We start from the raw sequence: 24,319 nt of genomic DNA, 5'->3' as shown, positions 1-24,319 counted from the left end.
CCTCAGAGCTCCATACCGTCATTCGGATCCATGGCGACTTGACGGGCGACACCGCGCATCTGACGTATAAGCCGGGACTGGCGGACCGCGTCCTCGTCATCGTCAAGCACGGCGGAAAATTCCTCGGCTGGCGTTGGCTCGCTCGTTTCCTTGGCGATCGCGACGTGATCGGGGAGTTCGGGCTCACGACGGAGTCCGCTATTCGCCGTGTCCTGCTCGGCCTTCGCGGCTTTTTCAGTTGGACTCCCCGCCGGCTTTGACGCTCCGAACGTTGACCATCCGTCCGTTCGCGATGACTGGCCAGCCGTCGCCGGATCAGGCGGCGGCAGTACCCGCTCTGTGAATCGCCGATCCTCGTAGTAGCGGACCTTCTTCGCCCGGATCGGCGCCGTCCCCGCCACCATGACGATCTCATCCATCGGCGGAAGCTGCATGACCTCACCTGGGGTCAAGAGCGGCCTTGCCGTCTCCTGCCGCGAAACCATTAGGTGCCCCAGCCAAGGGTTCAACCGGTGTCCGGCATAGTTCTTCATCGCCCGCATCTCGGTCGCCGTGCCCAGCGCGTCGGACACCCGCTTGGCGGTCCGCTCGTCGTTGGTCGCAAAGCTGACGCGGACGTGACAATTGTCGAGAATTGCGTTGTTCGGCCCATAGGCCTTCTCGATCTGATTGAGCGACTGCGCGATCAAGAAACTCTTGATGCCGTACCCAGCCATGAAGGCGAGCGCGGATTCGAAGAAATCAAGCCGCCCAAGTGCGGGAAACTCGTCGAGCATCATCAGGACTCGATGCCGGCGGTCGCGGGCGTGCAGATCTTCGGTCAGGCGCCGGCCGATCTGGTTCAGCACCAGGCGGATCAACGGTTTGGTGCGCGAGATATCGGAGGGCGGCACCACGAGATAAAGTGTCGTCGGGCGGCTATCTGCGATCAGGTCGGCGATCCGCCAGTCGCAGCGGCAGGTCACCTGGGCCACGACCGGATCGCGGTAAAGTCCGAGGAACGACATCGCGGTGGACAGAACACCGGAACGTTCATTCTCGGATTTGTTGAGGAGTTCGCGCGCGGTCGAGGCGACCACGGGATGGGCGCCCTGCTCGCCAAGATGCGGCGTTGTCATCATCGCCTTCAGCGTCGCCTCGATCGGCCGCTTCGGATCGGACAAGAAGGCGGCGACCCCGGCCAAAGTCTTGTTTGCCTCGGCATAGAGGACATGGAGGATGGCGCCGACCAGGAGCGAATGACTAGTCTTCTCCCAATGGTTCCGCTTGTCGAGGGAGCCTTCAGGGTCGACCAGGACGTCGGCCACGTTTTGGACGTCGCGAACCTCCCATTCCCCTCGCCGGACCTCGAGCAGCGGATTGTAAGCCGAGGATTCCGGGTTGGTCGGGTCGAACAACAGGACGCGGCCATGCCACGAGCGGAAACCCGCGGTCAGCTGCCAGTTCTCACCCTTGATATCGTGCACGATGGCCGAGCCCGGCCATGCCAACAACGAGGGAACGACGAGTCCGACACCCTTGCCGGACCGGGTGGGAGCAAAACACAACACGTGCTCCGGCCCGTCATGGCGGAGGTAGTCGCGATCGAGCTTGCCCAGCACCACACCATCCCGACCGAGAAGTCCGGCCGCTCGAGCCTCTTCCGCGCCAGCCCAGCGCGCCGAACCATAGGTCTCAACGTTCTTGGCTTCGCGCGCCCGCCACACCGACATGCCGATCGCCGCCGCGATCGAAACGAAGGTCCCCGACGCCGCAATGAAGGCCCCCTCGACAAAGACCTGCGGGGCATAGGCATCGAAGACGAACCACCACCAGAAGAAGATCGGTGGATAATAGACTTTGAAGCCCCACAGTTCGAACCAAGGCCGTCCAAGCTCGGGCTGGTAGGCAAGTCGCCAGGCCGTCCACTCGGTTGCTCCCCAGATGGCCAGCAAAACGATCAGGCCGACAACGATCACCTGTCCCCAGAGGATTTTGGTTCCGGACATTCTGAGCGCCCTTCTGCAACTGAATTGGCGAGATAGCTAGAGGCCGAGGTCGCGCTTCCGACCAAAGCCCCATTCGATGCCGCCGCCGTCCTTCACGACGCCGGTGACGTGTTGGCCGAGCCTCTTTTCGAGTTCGCGCGACCAGGGCACGAGCTGGAACCCGAGCCCATTATCGATCATGGCGAAGCGTCCCGAGGCGAGCGTCAGGCGCTGGCGATACGTGCCCGCCACATGCTCCCCGGAGGCGGCATTCACGCGAGGCAGGCCGGTGTAAGCCGAGACCTTTGCTGCCACCTCGTCCAGTTCGCGTCTGCGCAACGTGTCCAGGAGATCGCGCTGCAGGATGATGCGTTGGCCCTGCCGCCGCGCCAGGCCCTCCTGGATCAGATGCTCGGTACGGGCTTCCATGGCGTCGCGGGTCCCGCGGCCAAATCCACCCATGGCGAGCGGTATCGGGTCGCGTTCGACCAGCCTGTGGTCGAGCCACGTGGCCCCTTTTGCGGTGACCTGCCCACCGAGATCGAGATCGGAACGGGTCGCGAGCACCAAGATCGGTCGCGGACCGCCTGCTTGACCCAAGCGTCGGACCTCGACGATGCCGCCGGCCGGCGGTGCATGTTCGAAAGCCTCTAAGCCTCGAAAGCGCACATGGTGCGCCCGCCCGTCTGTTCCGTCGATCAGGGCATAGGCCTCTCCGGTCAGTTCGTCATGCAGTCCACGGTCGACCAGCCGTCCGATGATCTGGGACGTCGGCTGCCCTCCCTCGATGATGAAATCGGCAACGCCGCGGACTTCTCCACGCTCTGTGAAGGCGCGGTGCATCGTCTTGATAATGTCACCGCGCATACCGAGGTCGCGCAAGCTACGCTCGGCCTCAAGCCCAACCATCCATTCCCCTGGTGCGGCGGAAGCGGCAAGGCCCATCTTCTCCAGGTGTTGGAGGCGACCGACCATCAGGCGCCGGATCTCGGGATCGGGCCTGCCGGGATTTTCGGGACGTAGATCGATATGGCCGGTCTCATCGGCCGCCAGCCGGATCTCCCGATCGAGCCGCGTCCATCGTTCCGCCGTGACTTCGCTCTCCAGCGAATTGCGGATTTCGTGCTCCGGTTTTGGACCGAGTTCAATGGCGACCAATTCCTCGGCGCGCGCGCGCAGGCCTCGGCTGATGTAGTCGCGAGAGATCACGAGATCCGCACCTTCCTGATCTACTCCACGAACGAGAAGATGAACATGAGGGTTGTCGGTATTCCAGTGATCGACAGCCATCCAATCGAGCCGCGTGCCGAGATCACTCTCCATCTGTCTGGCGAGATCGCGCGTGAAGGCTTTCAGGTCAGTCATGTCCGCCGCATCCTCAGGCGAGACGATGAACCTGAAATGATGCCGGTCGTCCTTGGACCGGTCCGCGAAAGCCGCGCTGTCGGCGCGGTCGCTGCCAGCTTCGAACATCTCGGCCCGCTCGCCGCTCCGGGTCACGCCGTCGCGCTTCAAATATGAGAGGTGGGCGGTCAGTGGCGCTGAACGGAAGGCTCGCCCTTTGTGACGAACCACACGCGCCTTCACCACGACGCGCCGCGTCGGGCTGAACAATCGGCTGCGGCTAAATGCGAGGCGCCCGCGGCCAAACGTCGAGCGCCCATAGGCCGCCGAACGCCTGCCGGTCCCGGTCTGACCCGAGGTGTGTCCTGCTTTGTTCGCCGCCCGCAGCACCTGGTTGATGAAGCTCTTCGGCTTAGGCGAGCGAGTGCTGCGGATGCGCCCAGGCCGAACACGCAGGTCGCTGTCGCCCACGCTCACGGCAGGGCCTCCCAACGATCAAAAGCGCGCACGGTGCCGAAAACGCCTTTGATTGCATTCGTCAAAATGCCAGGCGCGGCACGCGCCCCGACCGACCGGCACGCAAGAACCCAAGCCATGCCAATGGCTTGCGGTTCGACCGGCGAGCCCCTTTTATCTCGCTGTCCTGCCGTCGTGGTCTCCCGGTCCCCGGTTCCCCAAAGAGCCGCCGCAACTTGGCAGCCAACTCGCGAAGCCCCGACTGCTTCCGAGCGCTTGCGATAGCGATCGTTACCCGAAGGGCCGAGACACCCGTAGGGTGGCTCGGTGAGGAGCGAAGCGACGAGTAGAGCGCGGGCCGAAGGCATCGCCCAAACGCCATCAGCTTGCGAACCCGCACACTTGGTCATTGCGATGCTCCCGAATCCGATCGAGGGACGAACACGCCAACAGGCCGAGGGACCATGGGCGAAACATCGGGCGCCGAGATTGCGGTCGTGACACCGCTCGACGGCATGAGTGCCAGCGACCGATCTCGCGTTTTCATGAGATCGGATCGCGTAGCGACTAGCGTGGCAGCTGCTGATGACTGTCCGCTGGACGACCACCTCGGCGGCAGCTCGATGGCAAGCAGATTTGCAAGCTTTGCGACATAGGCTCGCGTCTCGTCTGGCAAAGAGTCTCCTGCGAGATGCTCTTCATAGCGAGATGGTCCCGCGTTGTACGCGGCAAACACGCCAGGCGAGCCATACCGGTCGAGCAGCTCGCGCAAGTACGCCGTGCCGGCCAGAATGTTGTCGTGCGGGTCGTAGGGATCGTTCCCGAGATTGTAGCGCTCGCGAAGTTCCGCCCAAGTCGCCGGCATGATTTGCATCAGGCCCATTGCGCCCTTTGGCGATCTGGCGTGCACGTCACCAGCACTCTCGATGCTTTGGACTGATCGGATCCAGTTCAGCGGAATTGCAAAGCGTAGTGAGGCTTCATTGATGAAGCCGGCAAATGGGTGAGCGGTCTGACTGATCGCCGAATGTCCCTCTGATGCGCTCTGGGCAAAAGCATCACTGTCGGACGCGGTCAGAAGAAGCAGCAAGGGCACGACAGCACAAACGCGCGTGCCCAACCGACCCAAGCACGCTGTCGGGCTCGCACCAGCGTTGCAGAAATCGCTCGCGACGGAGGAATGATCCCGCGACCGATCGAACAAGGGAATGGCGAGGAGAATACGTCGAATACGCACGATCACTCCTCCCAGGTCCACACCGGCATCGCACGGCCGATTACGCTAGACGCCGGAAGAGATCCAAAATACCGGCCATCAAGAGAGTCGTCTGACTGCCAGTTCATCAGAAACAGCTCACCCGCGCCGACGACGCGGCAGCCCTGCCATTTCGGCAGCGGCCTGCTTCGTCTGTCGTGATCCTTCGCCTCGCCCACCGCGACGTCGTCGACCGAAATCGTGGGGCCGGTTCTGCAAACGGTCTGCCCGGGAAGGGCGAGCACGCGCTTCAGCATGGGGACGCCAATGGGCAAATAGCCGTTAAGGTCGAGGAAGGTCGCGAGCGGCTCCGGCGGCTGCACGGCGACCAATTCAGTGACTTGAAATTGGTCCGCAGATCGTAGGCGGTAGAGACCGATCGGCACGCTCGCGGATGCGTTCCAGATGTAAAGCGGAAGCGGCTCAAGGACGATCGTCGCGATGAGCGCAGCAGCGACCCCAATCGTCACGGCCAGCATCATTAGACGACCCGTCATCGCATCACCTTCTGGCGATGAAGCCAGGCCTGATGGCGCGCTTTCGTATACGGGCGGGGGTTTTCGTTGACGGACATGCGGTTATGAACGTGATGCCAATGATCAGGCGCGACATCGGCTGGATCGATGCCGAGCGCCTCAACGGCATCGGTCATTTGCAGCACTCGCTCGACCTTCGGCCAGCCGGACAAGCGCAGCAGAATCTCTCCGCCGGGTGTCACATAAGGGATGGTCGAGCAGCGCTGTCCCGGTGCAACCGCACGCAAGATGTCGATCCGCGAAATGATTGTCCCAAAGTCATTGGAGGTCCATCGGACGAAGGCAAAGATGCTGCCGGGCGCAAATGACAGGACGCGCCGATGGCGATCAAGCCTTCGCTCCTCAGCTACACGACCGAACCGAACGCGGTTTTCGATACGCTTCTCAAGCCACAACACTTCCACTTCGGTGAGATCGCTCATGCCGCCGCTCCCTGAAGCTCGAACTGGGCGCCGAGCGCTTGGAGGGCGGTAAAGTGCCTGTGCGGCTTGTGAAGGCCAGCAGGACGGGCGGCCCGGCGTTCCCGGTCACCTCCCATGCAAGTTGCGGTCTGCTCCGTTAGAAGAAATCCGAAGGATTTCTGGTTAGTAAAGTTAGAGCGGCCGGAAAGAGCGGAGAAACAAGCTCTTAAGCTCGATTTCGGTCCCCGATAGCACGAGGATCGGGTCCTCGATAGCACGAGGGTTGCGGTCCTCGATAGCACGAGCTGATTCACAGGTTGTCCTCCAAATTTGGAATGAGACCGCGGCGGCGCAGGCGTGCCGTTAAGGGATCAACAGGCATAGGCGTGAACTTCAGCCGCTCGGCGCCATCAGGATCGCGCATAAGCACGAGCTGATAGCCGGGCAACGTCTGGCGCTGGACGATCTGACGGACGTCGTAAGCAAAGTGCTTGAGCGGCGAGAGGATGCCGGATTTGGCATGGAGGTGCAGAAGATCAAAGCTCCAGCCGCTGTCCTGTCGGCCGCCGTGCTTGCGTACAAGACGATAAAGCCAGCGCTCAAGCCCACCCGTCAGATCGAAATAAGCGCGATCGATCGTCAGCACGAGCGCGTCATCGATGACGCCAGCGTAGAACCAATCCGGCAGAATCAGCTCTAGCCCGAATGGACGACCATTTGCATCGGCCGTCTCCCTCCACTCGTTGATCCACGAGAAGCGATGCCGCCGCCGTTCTGTCGGCTGGCGGATCGACGTCATCACCGTCGTTGACTGAAGTCTGTCGAGGCCCGCCTTCAGCCGGTCATAGTCGCGTGCGCTGGTGCCGCGGCCGACAAACGTCAGAATTTCATAGGGCGTTGCGGCCATCAGGCGCGACGTCTTCAAGCCAGCGTCACGCGCTTCGACGATCTGGGACGCAGCCCAGATCAGAACGTCTGCATCCCAAATGGTCGCCATGCCGTGTTCCGGCACTGCTTCGACCCGAATTGCGATCGTCCCGGCACGGAAATCGATCGGCACAGTTCGCTTCGTTTTTGCGAGCGAGAAGAACGGATAGGCCATCAGATCTTGCGCGTCGCGGGGCGCAAGATCGCCGGGTAGCGCCCGAAAGAGCTCAAGCTGGTTGCGCTCGGAATGGTGTTTGCGCCGCATAGTCACTGCTCTCACGCGGCTATCAGCGACGTTCCTGACCTGCATAGGGACGCAAGGCCGGATGCTTCTTGGCGGGCAGCACGGTCCCCTTGCCGGGATCGGATGTCGACGTCTTGGCGCCGCGGTCGGCCCACGCTTTCAGGTCATCGACAGCGTAGACAACACGTCCGCCAATCTTCCGATACGTCGGTCCAGTACCGTACGTGCGGTGCTTCTCCAGCGTGCGGCCGGAGAGGCCAAGGTAACGCGCGGCCTCAGGTGTACGCAGGAATCGCGGGGGGAGACCGGCCATCGGATCGGGCATTTGAGGACTCCAGGATGACAGCGCACCACGCATGGCGGCGCCGGCGTGTGTGCGGTCATCATGGAGAAGCAGGTTCTCGGAGGGGGATGCCGAAGTTTCAGGAGGCGATTTTCGGCACCCCTCCGGGGCGGCACTACTCGTCCTTGCGCCCGGGCCGCAGAAGTTTGCGGTAACTACCGCGCATCAACGTGAGGCCGCCTTGCACCAAGCGGATCGTTCGATTGCGCAGATCATGCGTCTTCCAGGCACGATCGGGGATGCGCTTCTTGCCGAACAGTACTTCGGCGATAACGCGATAGCTTGCGCCCGCGCCGTGCGCGTCGAGCGCACGGATCGCAGCCCTCAAGCGCTCGCGCCGCTGTTTCGACAGTTGATGAAAGGCAGGGCCCGGCGCGCGTCCATTCATCGCGCGCCACAGCCGCCGGGCTGCATAAGCACGCGCGTCGAAATCGCCGTCGAACGGCAAGTCGGCTGCATATGACGCGCCGAGCACCGGCGGGCCCTTGGACCAGTCACGGTGGTCCGCCGAACCGATGCGCAGCACGGCGTGCCAGCCGTCGGCGGCGCGGCGCACCTGACCTCCTGCAAGGTCAAGCAGCGGTTGAGACGCTGAACTGCGATCGGCAGCCCCGGCAACCTTGACCGGAACGACCGCCGCAGCGCCCAAAAGATTGTCTGCTCGTCGAAGGACCTCCGTGGGTCATGGGCGAAAGCAGATACCCCATTTCCTCCTGAATTCTGCGGTCACCGCACCATCTGGGCTGCTTGCGATCATCACCTCGTACTCACGCCGATAGTCGGCATTGCGGCGGAGAGATTCCCAGGCGATGTCGGTGACTTCCGCGTCTTGTAGGCTCTTGTAAGATTCCGGCGACCGCCAGTCGAATTCAGGCATTGCTTCCGCCCCATTGCACGCAACTAACAAGTATTGCGGCGCAAATAGGTATGAACGAGGCGGTTGTAGGAAGTCGCTACTTTGGCACCACGTGGTACTTCGGAATGACCACCGATTAGCAAAAGGAAATAGTTCTTCCTGCAAGTCGTCGGCCGGCGACGTTCTTCTATTTTGAGCAGGCGCCGCGTAAGAGCCGCCCTTGCTCAGTCACCCATTTGGCACGAGCAAGATGACTCTGATATGCGCGCCGCGCACGGTCCGGCTCTCGGTCGCGTTCCAGATGCAAGCGCGCCAGTCCGCCCCCTCACCGTCGGCCGTGCAGAAGGCGAACGTACGTGACGACATGCTGTTCGTCATAGACCGTCAACGTCGGCTGGTTCGGCGCACTCTCAGCTACGTCTGGATCTGGGGATGGCTTCTGCATCATACCGCTTTTAGAACGCCTATAAGCTACGCCATGGTCTCCGTTGCCGGTTGGAAACCTGGATATTCCTTCGGCAGACACGACGGCCGAGCTCGGTCGCGCACGTAGCGCCGTCACATCCGATAGCATGTTCGGACACGAATAGAAACGATCGTTTGCTAGAACGATCGTTCCGGTCAGTTTCCCATATCGCCATGGATCTCACGAGATCATGGCTGTGACTCCGCGTCGGAAACGCCACGATTTACAGATGACGCAGGAGGGGCTGGCCGAGCGTGCGGGTTTAATCGCCGGTATGTCGCCGCCATCGGCGACGCAACAGCAAGCGTTACCATGCTCGGGCAGATTGCTGAAGCATTAGGGGGCGAGCCGGAAGACCCGCTCAAAAGGGGCTGCGCGGCTTAGCAAATCGTAATCCGCACCTCAGCCCGGGCGCGAAGTGCCCCGCCCGGCGAACCGGGCGGGGCTTGATTGAGCGAGCTTACTCACCGTTCTTACGCGGCCGCGACCAGAGGAGCGTGTAGCCTTCGCCGCTTTCGTCCTCGAAGAGGTTCGCATAGATCGGAGCGTTGAAGGAGGGGTCGTCGAGCTTGAGTGAGAGGTAGTCGCGACCTTCCTCGGAACGTTTCGACCAGGCTGCGCCGATCTCCGCGCGCCCCACATAGATGCGGTGGCTGGGGGCGTTGTCGTTGGACCGGTTGGTCTCGGCGACGATGCGGACGCCCTTCGCTTGCAGGCTCAGGGTGACAATCTCGCCCTGGAAATCGTTGCCGACCTTCTTGAAAGAACCGATGTTAGCCATGTCACTTCTCCTGTTGTGTTTCGAGCCCGCGACCACCGCGGCCTCGATGGCGATCTGCAGGCCGAAGACGATCGGCGACGCACCCGCCCGCGGGCCGGAGCGCAGCGGAGGACGCCGTTGTGGCGACTTTCTTGACTCGCGAGGAATGGGCGAAGCCCAGGGGAAGAAAGTCGCATCAACGGCGTTGCGGCTCAGACGATCGAGGCGAAGCCGGTCTTCGGCCAGATCAAGCCATCCATGAGGCCACCTGCGTCCGCGTGCTGAACCGCAATCTCAGGAGAAGACATGACTCATATCGGTTTTGCTGAACAAGAGGTCGGAACGATTCAGCGCAGAAAGAGAAACAAACTGCTGCAAAGGGCGGTATCGTCTCCCATGAATGGATCGGCGCAACACCGCTCCGCCGCGGCTGCGTGGGCTAGACCAAAAATGCCGGCGGCTGGATCGAGAGCTCCGAGGCGGACTGCCTCTTCCGCGCTCGATCATCCCCGTTCAGCGCGCCGATCTATGCGAACCTGTTCGACGATGAAGGAGGTAAATGGTCATCTCTCAGGCCTTCCGGCCGTAAGAACTGGTTAGGACGGACTCTCCACCACCCTACCCGGCTCGAACGGGCGCGTCTCCGCCGGAACGATAAAGCGCGTCCATGACGTGACGCCAATGCAAACCGCGCCCAGGCAAGCGAAGACTTCACGCCAAACCAACGAAGGCACCCCAATCTGGGACAGGGCGAACACCACATGATAGCCGGCAACGGCGGCGGGAATAGCAAATGCTGTCGCGATCGCGATGCGCAAAGCCAAGGACCGGGTAATTGCGACGGCGACTTGGCCGAGGACGAGCGTCAGCGCACCGCCGGCCGTCGCGATAAGCACCGCACCAATGAGGCCGGCGCCGCTCCGAAACGTAGTCATTCCGATACTGAGAGAGACGAAAAACGGCAGTGCATACACAGCGAGCGCAAAGATCGCCCAGCAGAACAAGCCGATGCCGAGTGTGTTGATGGCAAGCCCAAGGGCAAGCATGGTGGTGGCTCCATGTGCATAGATGTACCAGTCGCGCCTTCCACCACCACCACGGCGCATCTGTGAACATGAGACCGAAACGAGGCGGAGTTGCGGCGCATGCAACCCCACTTCGGTTTGCAGGCAGAAGACGGCGCTCACGCGCCGCCGAACCTCCAGACAGGGATACCGAGCCGCTTCGCCTTATCAGCGAGGTTGTCCTGGATTCCTGTGCCCGGGAAGTGCATGACGCCGATCGGCAGGAGTTCGAGCATAGCATCGTTGCGCTTGAAGGGGGCCGCCTTGGCGTGCTTGGTCCAGTCAGGCTTGAATGCGATCTGAGGCACCTTGCGATTAGTCGCCCATTTGGAGGCGATAAGCTCCGCACCTTTCGGCGAGCCGCCATGGAGCAGGACCATGTCGGGATGCTTGGCATAGACCTTGTCGAGGCGGTCCCAGATGAGGTGGTGGTCATTAAAGTCGAGCCCGCCGGTGAGTGCGATCTTCGGTCCTTCCGGCAACAAGACCTCGGCTTCAGCGCGACGCTTCGCTGCGATGAAGTCGCGGGAGTCGATCATCGCGGCGGTCAGCGCGCGGTGGTTTACCAGCGATCCCGATCGAGGACGCCAGGACGATCCGGTGTGAGTCTCGAAGCGCTCGATGGCCGTGTCGCGGAAGAGCTCCAGGCAGTTGCGGCGCTCGATCAGCGTGATGCCCTCGGCCGTCAGGCGCTCGAGTTCGACCGATCGAACCTCAGAGCCATTCTGCTCGCGCTGGCTCTTCTGCTGCGCCTGTTCGTTGTCGTCGAGGTGGCGCTCGATGCGGTCGACGGCACGATGGAACAGGTTGACGGTCGACCAGAGCAGATCGTCAAGGTCCGGTTCGAGCCGGGTATCGCTCAACGTCGCGACCAGGGCGTCGAACATGTCGGCGACGGCACCCGCGATGATCTTGGCCTCGGGAAGCGGCCGTGGGTCGGGCTGGTCGTCGAAGGGACGGTAGCCGAAGAGCTGTAGTTCAGTGAGGACGTGGTCAGTTGGAGAAGAGGCGTGCGGAGGTTCGATGTCGTCACGGTCGGTCATTGGAGGGATCCTTTGCCGGATCGGCCGCGCCCATCGCGGCCTTCGTGGCGATCACTCAGACGGCGGGCGGAACGGGCCAGAACCCGCAAGGGCCGAAGCGGCAGCGGAGGATGGCGGAGGCCGGCTATTTTGCTTCGCGATGCAAAGCGCGCCGGTTTGATGGCTGTTGTGTCTGCTCATCGCCGGCGCGCGGCGGAAAATAGCCGGGCGCAGCCATTGCCGGCCTGGTCCGCTTGCCGTCCGATCGCCCTCTAGAAGGCCGAGGTCGCGTCCTCTTCCGGCAATGGCCTCGTTATGAGCGACCTATCAACGTCGATCGAAGCACCGACCTATTCTGCCGCTACTGTCGACAAACGCAGGAAGCGAACGACGTCCTCTGGTACTAGTTGAAGCCGCAACGCTGCTCGGAGAGTCTCGGGACCGAAGATGTGCAGGTCTTCGTTGAAATCGCCCAGCCGGGGTGACAACGCTATCGCTTCAATGCCGGCGTCTTTTGCTCGCTGGGCGAGAGACGCCTGTACGGCATCTCCCGCGGCGTCGGCATCGCGGGCGATATAGAGCCGACGCAGGCCAGCCGGTAGCACCATGGCCGAGAGATGATTGGCCGAAAGCGCAGCTGCCATCGGCAATGTCGGCAGCACGTAGCGCAGCGACAGCATGGTCTCGATCCCCTCGCCGGCGGCGAGCACGTCGTCCACGACGCCGAAGCGAACGGCGTTGCCGAGCAGGTTGCCCATGGACCGTCGTGGCGTGTCTATTGGAGCCTTGCCTAGACGAATGCGATCAAAGCCGTCTGGATCGAGCCAGGTTCGGTGCGCTCCGGTGATCCGCCCCTCAAGGTCCGTGACGCGGGCAATCATCGCCGGCCAGCTTTCGGCCGGCAAATGCTCGTCCGGCCGATAATAGCAACGAGGGTGGAAGCGCAGGCTGCCACCATGGTGGATGCGTGTTATGCCGCGACTTTGCAGATACGTTTCGGCTACCGTCCGCTCGATCGGGCTGGATATCGCAAAGAGCCGGCGCGCGGCTTGCTGCGATCCAGCCGGCGCCACCGAACGAACGGGTTTCGAGGCCGGCTGCGGCTCAGGACGAGGAAGCTTCAGAAACCGTCGCGCCTCCTCGGCGGCCTCGCTGAAATCGCGTAACCCCCGGCATTGGCGGATGATATCGAGGAGGTCGCCATGCTCACCGGTCGCAGCGTCAGTCCACTTGCCGGCGGGGCCCTTCGGTGATTCCTGAAGCCGCACGAACATCGAGCGGCCCGGCGTGTTGCGGACGTCGCCGACCAGCCAGTACCGCCCCGACCGCTTGCCATTGGAGAGATAGTATCGGCACACTGCCTCGGCCTCGCGCGCGAGGCGGCGTGCCAGTTCGGAAGGCGCGGGGGACATCACGCGGCCTCCCGCTCACTGACGCGCGCGACCGGATAGGTGTCGAGCACCTTTGTCAGGATCCCGACGCCGCTTTCGTCCGTGGGCACGAACATCCGCAGCTTCCAGGAGATGATCTCTCCAAAGAGGCCGTAAGCGCGGAGGCGATCGCGCATCGTGTCGTTGAATCCCGACAGCTCGATGCGGAATGCGCTCATCACCCGGACGCGGCGAAGCTGGAGCCCCTCCGCGAGGTCGAGGACGGTGCGTCCCTCCATAACCGCGGCAAAGGCAGCGTCCGGCGTCAGCGTGGGCGCGTCCGCCGAGAAGACGTTTGCGACCCACGCAGCAGAAACCTTGCGGCCGATGATGCGTTCGCCCGCATCGGTCTGGAGCCGATAGACGCGGGTCGATTCGTTCGGCAGCCGCTTCCAGATGGGTAGCAGCAATCCCGCAACGACGTGGATCGTGCTTTCCGTGAACTCGGGCACCTCGGCAAGCTCCGCCAGCCAGGCCGCGGCAAAACGTTCGCGATCCGCTTCAACCCAATGGCTCTCCACCATCATGCTCAAGGGGACCTGGTGCTGCTCCATAGGCCGGATCAGGCGGATGCGGCGCTCGATCTCTCCGTCGTCGAGCATAATGCTCGGGGCCGGAACCTGCACGGCGGCCCGGCCCGAGCGCTCGTTGATCAGCAGGACCGCATGATTGGAAAAACGTGCAAGGGCGTCATCCAAACCAACAGGATGGTTACGCTGGCGCTGGACGATGGTGAGCAGCCGCGTCTCGGCGCCTGTGCGCGAATGGACATAGATCGACCGCCGTTCGCTGACGACAAAGCTTTCGGCGCGGAGGGTTTCCAGCCCGAGGTCATAGGTGCCCGACGTGACAGCTCCCTCGATCCGAGCGGTCATGAGCTGCTCGAAGGCAGTGAACAGAACATTCTGCAGGTCGATGGTGAGCGCCAACAACCTGTTCAGGAAGGTCGTGATCGGCGGCAGGTCATCCCTGAGCCCGTTTGCATCTGTCAGTTTCAGGCCGGTCGCATCCTCGAACTTCTCGAGCGAACATCCGTCGACCTTGCCTCGCACTAGCAGTGCGTAGAGTTGACGCAACGCGTCACGCCCGTACTGGCTTTCGAGATTGTCCTCGGGCCGAAACAACCCCTGCCCTCCGGTCTGGCGTTGGCCGCGCGTAATGGCTCCCAATGTGTCGAGCCGACGGGCAATGGTGCTGAGGAAGCGCTTTTCCGCCTTCACGTCGGTCGCGATGGGCCGGAACAACGGCGGCTGAGCCTGATTGGTGCGGTTGGTCCGGCCGAGCCCCTGGATCGCAGCATCTGCCTTCCATCCGGGCTCGAGCAGGTAATGAACCCGCAAGCGGCGATTCCGGGCTGAGAGTTCGGCGTGGTAGCTCCTCCCCGTACCGCCGGCGTCGGAGAACACGAGGATGCGCTTGAGGTCGTCCATGAAGGCCGAGGTTTCAGCGAGATTGGCCGAACCGGCACGGTTTTCGACCACCAACCGGTCGCCCTTCCGAATGATACGGCGCGAGCGGCCGGTCACTTCGGCGACCATGTCGGTGCCGAAGCGCTGCACGATTTGATCGAGCGCGCCGGGTACCGGAGGCAGCGAGGCGAGTTTCTCGATGAGGCGACCGCGTCGTGCGACGGTTTCCCGGCTCTCGACCGGCTGGCCATCGCGATAGACAGGCCGAGAGCAGAGATTGCCCTCCGAGTCTGTAAAGGGCTCGTAGAGCTGAACCGGGAAGGAATGGGCGAGATAGTCGAGCACATACTCGCGCGGGGTGATGTCGACCTGGACGTCGCCCCAATCTTCGGTCGGAATCTCGGCGAGCCGGCGCTCCATCAGCGCTTCGCCCGTTGAGACAATCTGGATGACAGCGGCATGGCCGGCGTCGAGATCGCGGTCGATCGATTGGATGAGCGACGGCGTCTTCATCGAGGTCAGCAGATGACCGAAGAAGCGCTGTTTGGCACTCTCGAAGGCGGATCGGGCCGCGGATTTTGCCTGCCCGTTCAGCGTTCCGGTTTCGCCGGTGATGTTGGCGGCCCGCATCGCCGCGTCAAGGTTGTTATGGATGATGCTGAACGCATTGGCATAGGCGTCGTAGATGCGAACCTGCTCCGGCGTAAGCTGGTGTTCGACAAGCTCGTACTCGACGCCCTCATAGGACAATGAGCGGGCGGCATAGAGACCGAGCGCCTTGAGGTCGCGCGCCAGCACCTCCATCGCCGCGACTCCACCCTCCTCGAGGGCCTCCACGAACTCGGCGCGTGTGGCGAATGGGAAATCGGCGCCACCCCAAAGACCCAGGCGTTGGGCATAAGGGAGGTTGTGAACGGTGGTGGCGCCTGTCGCCGACACATAAACCACGCGAGCATTCGGCAACGCGTGCTGGAGCCTCAGGCCCGCGCGACCCTGCTGAGAGGCCGCCTGGTCGCCGCGCTCGCCCTTCCCGCCGACCGCATTCTGCATGGCATGGCTCTCGTCAAAGATGATCACTCCGTCGAAGTCGGAGCCCAACCATTCAATGATCTGCCTGACACGCGAAAGCTTCTCGCCACGCTCGTCGGTGCGTAGCGTGGCGTAGGTGGCAAAAAGGATGCCTTCCGAAAGCCGGATCGGTATGCCCTGGCGAAACCGGGACAGGGGCGTGACAAGCAGCCGCTCCATGCCGAGCGCGAACCAGTCGCGCTGAGCATCTTCGATCAGCTTGTCGGATTTGCTGATCCAGACCGCACGGCGGCGGCGCTTGAGCCAATTGTCGAGCAGGATCCCGGCGACCTGGCGCCCCTTGCCCGCACCGGTGCCATCGCCCAAGAACCAGCCGCGGCGAAAGCGGACGACATTCTCGGCGTCGTCGCGCGCGGCGGCCACAACATCAAACGTCGTATCGACCGTCCAGGAGCCCGTGAGAAATTCAGAATGAGCCTCGCCGGCGTAAATGATGCTCTCGAGCTGGGCGTCCGACAGAACTCCGTTTGCCAGCAGACTTGAAGGCAGGTGCGGACGGTAGGACGGCTTCGGTGGCGCAACGGACGCCATCGCAGCGGACTGCACGAGCTTGGTCGGATGTGCGCACGATCCGGGAATACGGACCGACTGCAATCCGTACTCCTCATAGAGCGCATCGCTGAGACGGACGCCTTCCGGCGGCGACCAGTCGACGGTCTCGTACGCAAGTTCCACACCTTCGGGCGCGCTCCCCGAACTGAGCGACGGGCTTGGTGCAATGGCGCCGGCCGGTCGGGGCGTTGCAGGACGCCTAACGATGTCGGCCACGACCGGCGCGGCGACAGGTAGCCTCGGAGGCACGTGCTGGGTCACCCAGTTTAGCAAGGTGGCGACATCGCCGGCCATGCCCTGCGAGGCGGGAAAACCCTTTGGATCGGCAGCCGGCCACTTGTCGATAACGAGCAGCCTCGTGTCCGTGTGAGTCCCGTGCTTGGCGTAGACGGCGCCATCGATCGCGGCGGAAAACACGACCCGTCCCCGCTCCTGGAGCCGAACAAAGGCACCGGTCCACGCCGGGTTATCCGGCGCAAGGCCCACGCCGGCGATGGCGACGAGGCGCCCACCATCGCAAAGACGCGCGAGGGCCGAAGCGATGTGCCGGAAAGCGGCGTCCGCCATTCGTCGATCGACATTGGCCACCACGGAGAACGGCGGGTTCATCAGAACGACGCTCGGCACGACGCTCGCGTCGAGGTGATCATCGATCTGCGCTGCGTCGAACCGCGTAACCTCAACTTTGGCAAACAGATGATCGAGCAGCGCCGCGCGGCCTTCGGCCAACTCGTTCAACATCAGAGAGCCGCCGGCGAGCTCGGCCAGGATGGCGAGCAAGCCGGTCCCCGCGGATGGCTCCAGAACGCGATCGGCAGGCGTAATGCCTGCTGCGGTGCATGCGGCCAGCCCAAGCGGGATCGGCGTCGAAAATTGCTGGAGCACCTGACTGTCCTCGGAACGCCGCGTATGCGTCGGCAGACAGCCCGCGATTCTCGCGAGCATTGGCAGCATGGCAGCCGTCGAGCCAGCCTTGGCGCGCATGGCCGGACCGAACTTGCGCAGGAAGAGAACGGTTGCCGCCTCGCAGACGTCACAGGCGGTCTTCCAGTTCCATGCGCCGGCTGCGTCCGAGGCGCCAAAGGCAGCCTCCATGGCGCTACGCAGGACAGCCGCATCGATGCGACGGCCGCGTTCGAGATCAGTCAAGATCTGTCGGGCGGCCTTGAGGGCGGCAGAGGTGACAGTAGCAGCGGCACGCATCGAGAGCGGCGCGGCGGCAGCGCCGCCCGCAAGAAATTCGGTCATGGCAGGATTTCTTTCGGAGAGCGGGAACGGGTCGAACCATCAGGCGCCCTCCTCTGACCCCGACGGCTCAAACCCTTCCCGGCCCGGCTCTCCCTCTCGGCGCTCGCCCACAAAAATGGGGCCCGGCGCGGCACACCGGTCCCCAAGCAACTGCGGGACGGCCGGAGCCGTCCCGCTCTGTGTCACTCAGCCGCGTCGAGCTGTTGCGGGTCATCGTCGCCGGCATTCTCCCGATCCTCATCGCCGGCGAGGAATTCGGGTAGCGGGCCTGCTTCAACCTCCCGCTCCACTGGCGCCGCATTGGGATCGACGAGACGCAGCGGTTCCGGCAACCAGCCTGAACCATCAAGAAGACGCTCGGCCTCTTTGGCCATGTCGGCCTTCTTCAAGTGGTCGATCAACTGCGCGGAAGATTCGCCCCTTGCTTCTCGCACGGCTTCCAGAATGCGAGGCTTGGTGACCCGGCCAAGATAGTTGTCGACGGTGGGTCGCCAGCCGGCCTGCACCATGTCGAGCCCGACCGCGCGCGCCAGCACATTGGCCTGGTCGAGACGCGCGCGAACACCATGGGCGGAGACACGGCCCTGATCGTAGCGGTTGGCAGGCTCGTAGAGAGCGTTGACCGCAAATGACGCACAGTGAGCGAACAGGGATGCCTGAGCGGCACCGTCGAGAGCTGTGAGCGCATCCCACAGGTCCTTCTCACCTTTCGGCAACCGTGCTTTCCAAGACTCATGCCGCGCCTCGACGGTCTTCGCGGACGCGCTCTCCCTCAGGCCGGAGGCTTGAGCGGGAAAGTTCGGCGTGCGAAGCCCGATCTCAAGGGAGCTCCCCGTCGACGAGAACCGGTAAAAGGCGGTCAGCACGAAATTGTGCAGTACCGCCTGGAACGCGATCGCCGGATTTTCCGCCAGCGCATCCCGCAAGGCCAGCGTGCGATGCGCCGTCAGCTCCATCATCAGCCGATCCGGCAAAGGTTTGGCCGCGTCCTCATCATCTTCTGCAGCGTCAGCAGCGCTACCTGCGACCGCGATGACCGTGCGCTGAATGGAGCTACCCTCCTTCCCATCGACCGGCTGCGCATCGGTGCCCTGCCCAACTTCAGGATCGATCGCGGACATGTCGTCCTCCGACCGGACATAGCCCCGATCCACCGACAGGCGCCCTTCGGAATCGATGCTGACGAAGACGCCAGCGCGGATGATCTCGGCCGGCTCGTAGATCATCGATCGGTGTTCGAATGCGAGCAGTGCCGCTTCGATCTCGCCGAGCCGCTGGTCGACCTCATCGGGCAGTTCGTCGGCATCCTGATAATCCGATTCAAGCTTAGTATGCTCGCCGTTGAGTGCGTCGATGGTGGCCTGCTCCTCCGGGGTGAGATCCACAGGTTTGCCCTCGAGTTCGCGGAGGCCGTTGGTATGGCCGTAGGGGAAATCGACCGCCACTGAGATCCACTTCCAACCCTCGGTCGCGATCCTTTCCGCCTCGAGCTTCAGCTTGTCGGTAACAAGACGGTCCAACAAGGCAAGGTCCTGCAAATATCCGCCATCGTCATGCTCGAACAGATCCCGCAAAACGCCGCCGCCTGCCTGTTCGTAAGCCTCGAGGCCCACGAACCGAGCGCGGCGATCGGACGCGCGGACCGTTAGCTCGGTCAGCAAGCGCCGGATCTGGTATGGCTCGTCGTAGCCCGAACGACTGACCTGCTCCCAGACTTGGTCCTGGCGAGCATGATCGGCTGTCACCGAGAACGCCATCAGTTGCTCGAGCGTCATACCGTCCTCGGCATAGATCTCGTGCAGCTTGCTCGAAACCGAGGCCAGTCGAAGTCGCTGCTTCACGATAACCGGCGTCACAAAATGCCGGGCAGCGATGTCTTCCTCACTCATGCCACCTTGCTGGAGGCGCTGGAACGCGCGGAACTGATCGAGGGGGTGGAGGCCGACTCGCTCGTCATTCTCCGCGAGCGAGTCATCTTCCGCGATACCCCGGTCCCGAACGACGCACGGAACCGCTTGCGTTTCCGCCATGCGCTTTTGTTTTACAAGCAGTTCGAGGGCGCGATAGCGCCTGCCGCCTGCAGGCACTTCGAACATGCCCGTCTCGTTCCCTTCGGCATCAACGACGGCACGGACGTTGAGGCTCTGCAGGAGCGTGCGCGCCGCGATGCTTTCGGCGAGTTGCTCGATCGAAATGCCCGCCTTCACATGGCGAACATTGGATTGGCTCAGCACCAGCTTGTTGAACGGAATGTCGCGTGAGGGCGACAGGGTGATCTTCTGGACAGCCTTCGTCATGTCGAGTCTCCACGACGGGCAGCCGCGAGCCTCTCTCTCGGCCTTCAACCCGTCGCGAAAAACGACCCTGCCCTCTCACTCGCTTACTCGCGGTGGCCGAGGAGACCCTCAGGCTGCCTCCTGTTCCGCTCTCTCCGTCGTCATGTCGCCAACCTCCTCCGGCAAGAACCCAAGGAGATAGTCCGCAACCTTGCTGGCTTGCGAGGCAGCTCGCACAATAGCACGATTGTCCTCTCGCAGCACCTCAAGCCAGGAGCCGATATAGTCGGCGTGCCGCACCGTCGGCACGATGCCGAGCGAGGCGCATCCGAATGCGGATGATATCTCCGCGATCAATTCCTCAAAGGCATACTTCTTGCTTCCGTAGCTTCCCGACAAATCGCGATTCAGACGCGATGTATGGCCGCTAGCATGCGCCAGCTCGTGAAGGGCCGTCCGATGCCAGTTGATCGGCTCGAAATAGGCTTGTGGTGGCGGTACCTGCACATAATCTTCCGCCGGCATGTAGAAGGCGCGGTTGCCGCCAATGCGGAAGTCGATCCCGGTCGCCTTGATCAGGTATTCAATCTTTGGCTCGATCAGGCCAGGCGGCGGAGATGGCGTCGTTGCGATCTCCGAAGGCAAGCCCTCGCACTGATCGATATTGAAGACCGTGAACCGCTTGAGGAACGGGATGGCCTGCGCTTCGTCACCTGTTTCGCTAGCGCGCCGCTTTTCGTCGGCCGGCACAAAGCGGTCGGCATAGACGACGCTCGTGCCGCGCTCGCCCTTGCGGACGTGACCGCCGAGCGAGAGCGCCTGACGGAAGGTGAGCCAGCTCTGACCGGTGAATGCGTGTTCGGTGGCAGCCCCCCAAAGGATTAGGACGTTGATGCCGCTGTATTGACGGCCAGTGGCGGCGCTTTTCGGCATGGCCAATGACGCCGCCGCCGCCGCCGAACCCCAAGGCTGTACCCACGGGACGCGGCCGGCTTCAAGCTCGCCGATAATTTTGTTGGTGATTTCGTCATAAAGGCTGGTCCGGTCCTCGCCGGCGCGTGCCCGAAGATAGTGTCTGGACATAACGGATCTCCGCGACGGGCGCCGCGAGCCTCTCTCGCAGCCTGTAACCCGTCACGGCAAAACCCGGCCGGCACTCTCACTTTAAGCTCTTTCAGGGGAAATCGAGGCCGCGTGATTTGCGAGAGCTCCTCACCCGCACAAATGACAGAATGCGAAATCTGAGACGCGCTCCGTCTTTCGTTCCTTTCTTCGGGTTTAGGGCCGCAGGCCCCAACAGGCGTACGCCAAGCGCGCATCGCCTCAACGCAAAATGGCACCCGGAGAGCGTGAGCATAGCGACCCGAAGGGGCACGCGGGTCCGAGTGCAGCGACGAGACCGGTTCAATAGCGGCACCCGGGAACGGGGCAGCGATAGCGATCGCCGAGAGGCGAGCCCCTTTCCCGAGTGCCCCCGGCGAGGAACTCCCCAGTCCTTGCGCGAGGGATCGAAGCCGGATGGCCGAGACGCAAAGCGGCTCGGTTCACGAGAGCCCGGTGCGGCGGAAGCCGCACGCGCAAAGCGGAAAAATCCGCTAGCCTGAAGATCTAGATTTCCTCGCGCGCATGCGTCTGCGCGTCATAGATCCTGATTTGAAGCATGGGAAAACGTTTCTTTAGTTCTTCTCCACCTGCCCTGGCGCCGTCCCTGGTTGCAAATTCGGCTTTGAGTCGGCCATCCACTTCGAGTGCGTAACCTGAGGCAGGCGGTTCACGGGTAGCTGCAACCATTTCATTCCCATTGTGTAGTGAGGTGGCTCAAAATGATGGGTAACGTGAGTCGCCAAACCGCGCTAGTCCCACCTCCCCGAGCGCGGTGATCGGCGCACCGTGGGGATTGACGCTTCGCCGTGCCCAATGGCACTGGAGATACAAGGCGCGCTGAGCCCCGGCCGTCCTTGAATCCGGCGACGGTGCGGGTATCGGCGGACGTACCCTCCCTACCGCAAGGGCGAGGGCATCGATCGCTGCTTGTCGCGTTCGTCTTCGCGTCGAGCGACACGATCGGCGGGAGCCGGGGCCTATTCATCGAGCGCCGAGACGAAGAGTCCGTCTATTGCGTCTAGGTGGTTGACGATCTTTTGTTAGATCGGGGCAGCCGGAGCAAACGCAGGCTTCGTCGTATTCGGGGTCGATTTCAATGCTGATGACTGTTGAGCTAGGCCGACACACGGACGCTGCGGGATAGGCGATCCACGTGCTCCAGGAAGGGGGCGCCATTTGCGAGTACGAGGAGCACGGTTAGATAGGACCGCGTCGATCCGCCTGTACGAGAGCGCGCCTTCTGATATCGCCCTTGGAGAACGCGAAGTAGCGTCTGTGCCGACCTCGCCATCGATCCGGATGCGGGGCCCGGTACCAGGATCAATCACGATGACTCCCTGGCCCTTTCGTCGACGCGCCGCCGTCATCGTCCATGGAGCTTCGGCCTCTTCCCGCGGCGGCACAGACGATCCAATCTCGCCCCCACGAACGGCGCTATATTCTCTTCAACGGCTTCCAAAGCTCCGGCGCCACCTGAACAGCTGGCTCACATGAAACCGACGATGCGAGTTGCCTCGGAAACTGGCGCCGGGCGCGGGCGATACTGCAACAAGCCGCTCCTTCTTATTCAGCGATCACCGCGCCGCCCCTCTAGCGAGGTGATCATCTCGACCCTCGAAATCGTCGTGGCGCTTCTCCCAAGATTACCCTAGGCCGGCGGCGATCGCATTCGTCAAACAAGGCGGCCTGTGGCGGGAGTTATCCGCTCTTCGTCGTACGGTCCCGCCTCCGCGCGCTGAGAGAGAAAGATGCCGTTGGCCGGCGCTGAGTCTCCGCCCGCGAGTTTCGTCCACAGCACACCATCGCACCACACGTGGTCAACGCGGCCCCACTGGCAGGCAGATGCCGCATTCGGGAAAAACCCGCGTCCATTGCGATTGGCGCTTGTGTTGCATAGTAGCGGAATGCCCGTGAGGGCCTCGTATTCGACGAGAAGTTCGGCGATTTTGTGCTGAGAGGTCCGACAAATCGTCTGCAATCGGGCAGATCCGTCCAGATGCACAACAGCGGGGATCTTGTCCCGCCATTCTGCTCGTATTAGGTGCTCGAAGAGCATGTAAGGGTCTGGCGTTCCAGGACTAAAAATATCCGGCGCACGATCCTCTAGGCATATTGGCGCTACAGGCCGGAAGCGCTCGCGAAGTTTGATGTCGTTGAGACGGTCCTTCATTCGCGGCGATGTCGCCGCGGCCAGTATGCTTCTGCTACCCAAAGCCCGAGGTCCAAGCTCCGCGCGGCCAGCAAGGAAAATCACGGGCTTGTTGCTGGCGAGAATCGTAGCAAGTTCACGCATGCTACATGGTGAGCCGCCCCATCCGGGCGGCACCCCGCCTCGTTCCACGGCTGGACCACTATAGACGGACCATTCCAATGGTACAAAGCCTTGGTCCGCCGCCAATGCGGAGCAAGCGGCACCTATTGCCGAGCCACTGTCATTCGGAAAGGGTGGCACCCAGATAGCATCGAACAAGCCGGCAGCTCGTAGTGCGCTATTCCATTTTATGTTGAGACCGCAGCCGCCGGTGATGCACAGATTGCGCACGGGAAGCCTCGAATGTCTCTGTATAGCACTCGCGAGTTTGGTAACGAGCAGACGCTCTTGGAACCAATGAAAGGAAGCAAGCACGTCTTCGGGAGCTTTGGCTTTGAACCGTAGCGCGCTGGCATCGAAGAACTCGTGGACAGGCTCAAGCGCGGCGTCCTCGCTGCAACGACCGACTGGCTCCGTAAACGTGCTAAAGTGCTTTTCGTAGAGCTCCTGAAGCACCCCGACAATGCTTTCATCGACTGAACCGAGCGCGATGTAGGCCATCAACTTGCCCGCAACACCGAGGTCCCACTTGATCCGGTTCGCCTGCTTGTATGGTCCGAAGTGATAGCCCGCGGCAGCATAAGCATGCCCGATCAGCGGGAAGAGGCACTCGAGGAACCTGGCGGCGCGGCGCTCTACATGGTAGAGACGTGGAAAGGAAGCTCCATCCCACACCAGACAGAACGCGGGCTGCCCGGCCTTGGCGAAGGGGCTGGTACAAAAAGCGGAAGCCACATGGGCTGTGACGTGCGGATAGCTTTTGTAAGGGAAGGCGCTCTCGTTGAGCAGCAGCCCAGAGCCGTCGTGCGCTATGAGGAGGCCTTCGGCATCGCCCTCAACATACGGTGCCCCTTTAAGGGTAATGGGTGCAGTCCCACTCAAAACCTCAAATTGTGACTCGACCTCGCCCCACCATCCGTCGATGACGAACCGATCAACGTCCCGCGGATCTAAACCGTGCTCTGCCAAGGCGACAACAACCGCATCGAGATTGTTGATTTTTTGATATCGCGGATTATTGCCCCGCTTCTCCTGCTCGACACAAAAGACAAGCCGTCCGTCCTCGATAAGGGCGACTGCTCCGTCATGGGTCAGTTTAATACCGCAGATGCGCATACTGTCTCCGAATCTAATGTCGGTGATCCACCCGATTTGAAGGCGCCGCAACTATTGCTCGTGTCGCAAGGCTCAGATGGGCTCCCACTGTCACGATGCACGCTATGGGCCAGTTCCAATCAGAGGAATCGCTGGCGATCGTC

Annotated in this window: 17 protein-coding genes and 1 pseudogene; all 18 read right to left on the bottom strand. The window is 62.4% G+C overall.

What is annotated here, in order from left to right:
* Positions 1–2 precede the first annotated feature (2 nt).
* The gene (locus tag XH88_RS17425) at positions 3–1,988 is read right to left on the bottom strand and encodes a conjugal transfer protein TraG (RefSeq protein ID WP_271669506.1); all 1,986 of its coding nucleotides are present in this window, start codon (positions 1,986–1,988) and stop codon (positions 3–5) included.
* 36 nt (positions 1,989–2,024) lie between these two features.
* Entirely contained in the window at positions 2,025–3,788 is a 1,764-nt protein-coding gene (locus tag XH88_RS17420; protein WP_271669505.1) for a relaxase/mobilization nuclease domain-containing protein, read from the bottom strand.
* A gap of 385 nt (positions 3,789–4,173) precedes the next feature.
* Entirely contained in the window at positions 4,174–5,004 is an 831-nt protein-coding gene (locus XH88_RS17415) for a lytic transglycosylase domain-containing protein (protein WP_271670372.1), read from the bottom strand.
* Between the two features lie 2 nt (positions 5,005–5,006).
* Positions 5,007–5,519, bottom strand: a complete 513-nt coding sequence (locus XH88_RS17410) for a S26 family signal peptidase (protein WP_271669504.1) — start codon at positions 5,517–5,519, stop codon at positions 5,007–5,009.
* On the bottom strand, positions 5,516–5,980 hold the full coding sequence (locus tag XH88_RS17405) for a DUF2840 domain-containing protein (RefSeq protein WP_271669503.1): 465 nt from the start codon (positions 5,978–5,980) through the stop codon (positions 5,516–5,518). The genes XH88_RS17410 and XH88_RS17405 overlap by 4 nt, the downstream gene beginning before the upstream one ends.
* 289 nt (positions 5,981–6,269) lie before the next feature.
* Positions 6,270–7,151, bottom strand: a complete 882-nt coding sequence (locus XH88_RS17400; protein ID WP_271669502.1) for a replication initiator protein A — start codon at positions 7,149–7,151, stop codon at positions 6,270–6,272.
* A gap of 22 nt (positions 7,152–7,173) precedes the next feature.
* Positions 7,174–7,455: a helix-turn-helix transcriptional regulator gene (locus XH88_RS17395; RefSeq protein ID WP_008561544.1), complete on the bottom strand. Its 282-nt coding sequence runs from the start codon at positions 7,453–7,455 to the stop codon at positions 7,174–7,176.
* Positions 7,456–7,588: 133 nt separating this feature from the next.
* Positions 7,589–8,029 carry a DUF2285 domain-containing protein gene (locus XH88_RS17390; protein ID WP_271669501.1) on the bottom strand — a complete coding sequence of 147 codons (441 nt, stop codon included), beginning with the start codon at positions 8,027–8,029 and terminating at the stop codon, positions 7,589–7,591.
* Positions 8,030–8,155: 126 nt separating this feature from the next.
* Positions 8,156–8,350, bottom strand: coding sequence for a transcriptional regulator domain-containing protein (locus tag XH88_RS17385; protein ID WP_271669500.1), 195 nt, complete (start codon positions 8,348–8,350; stop codon positions 8,156–8,158).
* Positions 8,351–8,516: 166 nt separating this feature from the next.
* A pseudogene (locus tag XH88_RS17380) lies at positions 8,517–8,774 on the bottom strand (DUF2285 domain-containing protein).
* 481 nt (positions 8,775–9,255) lie between these two features.
* Positions 9,256–9,576, bottom strand: a complete 321-nt coding sequence (locus XH88_RS17375; RefSeq protein WP_128948358.1) for a DUF736 domain-containing protein — start codon at positions 9,574–9,576, stop codon at positions 9,256–9,258.
* A gap of 575 nt (positions 9,577–10,151) precedes the next feature.
* Entirely contained in the window at positions 10,152–10,742 is a 591-nt protein-coding gene (locus XH88_RS17370) for a hypothetical protein (RefSeq protein WP_333909252.1), read from the bottom strand.
* Positions 10,739–11,662 (bottom strand): DUF2493 domain-containing protein, encoded by a 924-nt coding sequence (locus XH88_RS17365; RefSeq protein WP_271669499.1) that lies wholly within the window; start codon positions 11,660–11,662, stop codon positions 10,739–10,741. Before XH88_RS17365 ends, XH88_RS17370 begins: the two co-directional genes overlap by 4 nt.
* Positions 11,663–11,991: 329 nt before the next feature.
* Positions 11,992–13,053: a DUF7146 domain-containing protein gene (locus XH88_RS17360; RefSeq protein WP_271669498.1), complete on the bottom strand. Its 1,062-nt coding sequence runs from the start codon at positions 13,051–13,053 to the stop codon at positions 11,992–11,994.
* Positions 13,053–17,369, bottom strand: coding sequence for a strawberry notch-like NTP hydrolase domain-containing protein (locus tag XH88_RS17355; protein WP_271669497.1), 4,317 nt, complete (start codon positions 17,367–17,369; stop codon positions 13,053–13,055). The genes XH88_RS17360 and XH88_RS17355 overlap by 1 nt, the downstream gene beginning before the upstream one ends.
* Before the next feature lie 182 nt (positions 17,370–17,551).
* Complete coding sequence (locus XH88_RS17350; protein ID WP_271669496.1) at positions 17,552–19,666, bottom strand: ParB/RepB/Spo0J family partition protein; 2,115 nt, start codon at positions 19,664–19,666, stop codon at positions 17,552–17,554.
* A gap of 108 nt (positions 19,667–19,774) precedes the next feature.
* Positions 19,775–20,728, bottom strand: coding sequence for an ArdC family protein (locus tag XH88_RS17345; RefSeq protein WP_271669495.1), 954 nt, complete (start codon positions 20,726–20,728; stop codon positions 19,775–19,777).
* 1,693 nt (positions 20,729–22,421) lie between these two features.
* Positions 22,422–24,176, bottom strand: coding sequence for a nodulation protein NodU (nodU, locus tag XH88_RS17340; RefSeq protein ID WP_271669494.1), 1,755 nt, complete (start codon positions 24,174–24,176; stop codon positions 22,422–22,424).
* Between the last annotated feature and the right edge of the window lie 143 nt (positions 24,177–24,319).

The sequence above is a fragment of the Bradyrhizobium sp. CCBAU 51627 genome, from assembly GCF_028128765.1.
Classification (GTDB): Bacteria; Pseudomonadota; Alphaproteobacteria; order Rhizobiales; family Xanthobacteraceae; genus Bradyrhizobium.
Note: the sequence above shows the minus strand (reverse complement) of the source record. Positions and strands in the feature narration are given on the sequence as shown.

Coding starts and splice junctions, on each gene's coding strand:
- XH88_RS17345 (WP_271669495.1), bottom strand. CDS start 20,728: ATGTCCAGACACTATCTTCGGGCACGCGCCGGCGAGGACCGGACCAGC.
- XH88_RS17350 (WP_271669496.1), bottom strand. CDS start 19,666: ATGACGAAGGCTGTCCAGAAGATCACCCTGTCGCCCTCACGCGACATT.
- XH88_RS17425 (WP_271669506.1), bottom strand. CDS start 1,988: ATGTCCGGAACCAAAATCCTCTGGGGACAGGTGATCGTTGTCGGCCTG.
- XH88_RS17385 (WP_271669500.1), bottom strand. CDS start 8,350: ATGCCTGAATTCGACTGGCGGTCGCCGGAATCTTACAAGAGCCTACAA.
- XH88_RS17400 (WP_271669502.1), bottom strand. CDS start 7,151: ATGCGGCGCAAACACCATTCCGAGCGCAACCAGCTTGAGCTCTTTCGG.
- XH88_RS17365 (WP_271669499.1), bottom strand. CDS start 11,662: ATGACCGACCGTGACGACATCGAACCTCCGCACGCCTCTTCTCCAACT.
- XH88_RS17360 (WP_271669498.1), bottom strand. CDS start 13,053: ATGTCCCCCGCGCCTTCCGAACTGGCACGCCGCCTCGCGCGCGAGGCC.
- XH88_RS17410 (WP_271669504.1), bottom strand. CDS start 5,519: ATGACGGGTCGTCTAATGATGCTGGCCGTGACGATTGGGGTCGCTGCT.
- XH88_RS17405 (WP_271669503.1), bottom strand. CDS start 5,980: ATGAGCGATCTCACCGAAGTGGAAGTGTTGTGGCTTGAGAAGCGTATC.
- XH88_RS17375 (WP_128948358.1), bottom strand. CDS start 9,576: ATGGCTAACATCGGTTCTTTCAAGAAGGTCGGCAACGATTTCCAGGGC.
- nodU (WP_271669494.1), bottom strand. CDS start 24,176: ATGCGCATCTGCGGTATTAAACTGACCCATGACGGAGCAGTCGCCCTT.
- XH88_RS17395 (WP_008561544.1), bottom strand. CDS start 7,455: ATGCCCGATCCGATGGCCGGTCTCCCCCCGCGATTCCTGCGTACACCT.
- XH88_RS17355 (WP_271669497.1), bottom strand. CDS start 17,369: ATGACCGAATTTCTTGCGGGCGGCGCTGCCGCCGCGCCGCTCTCGATG.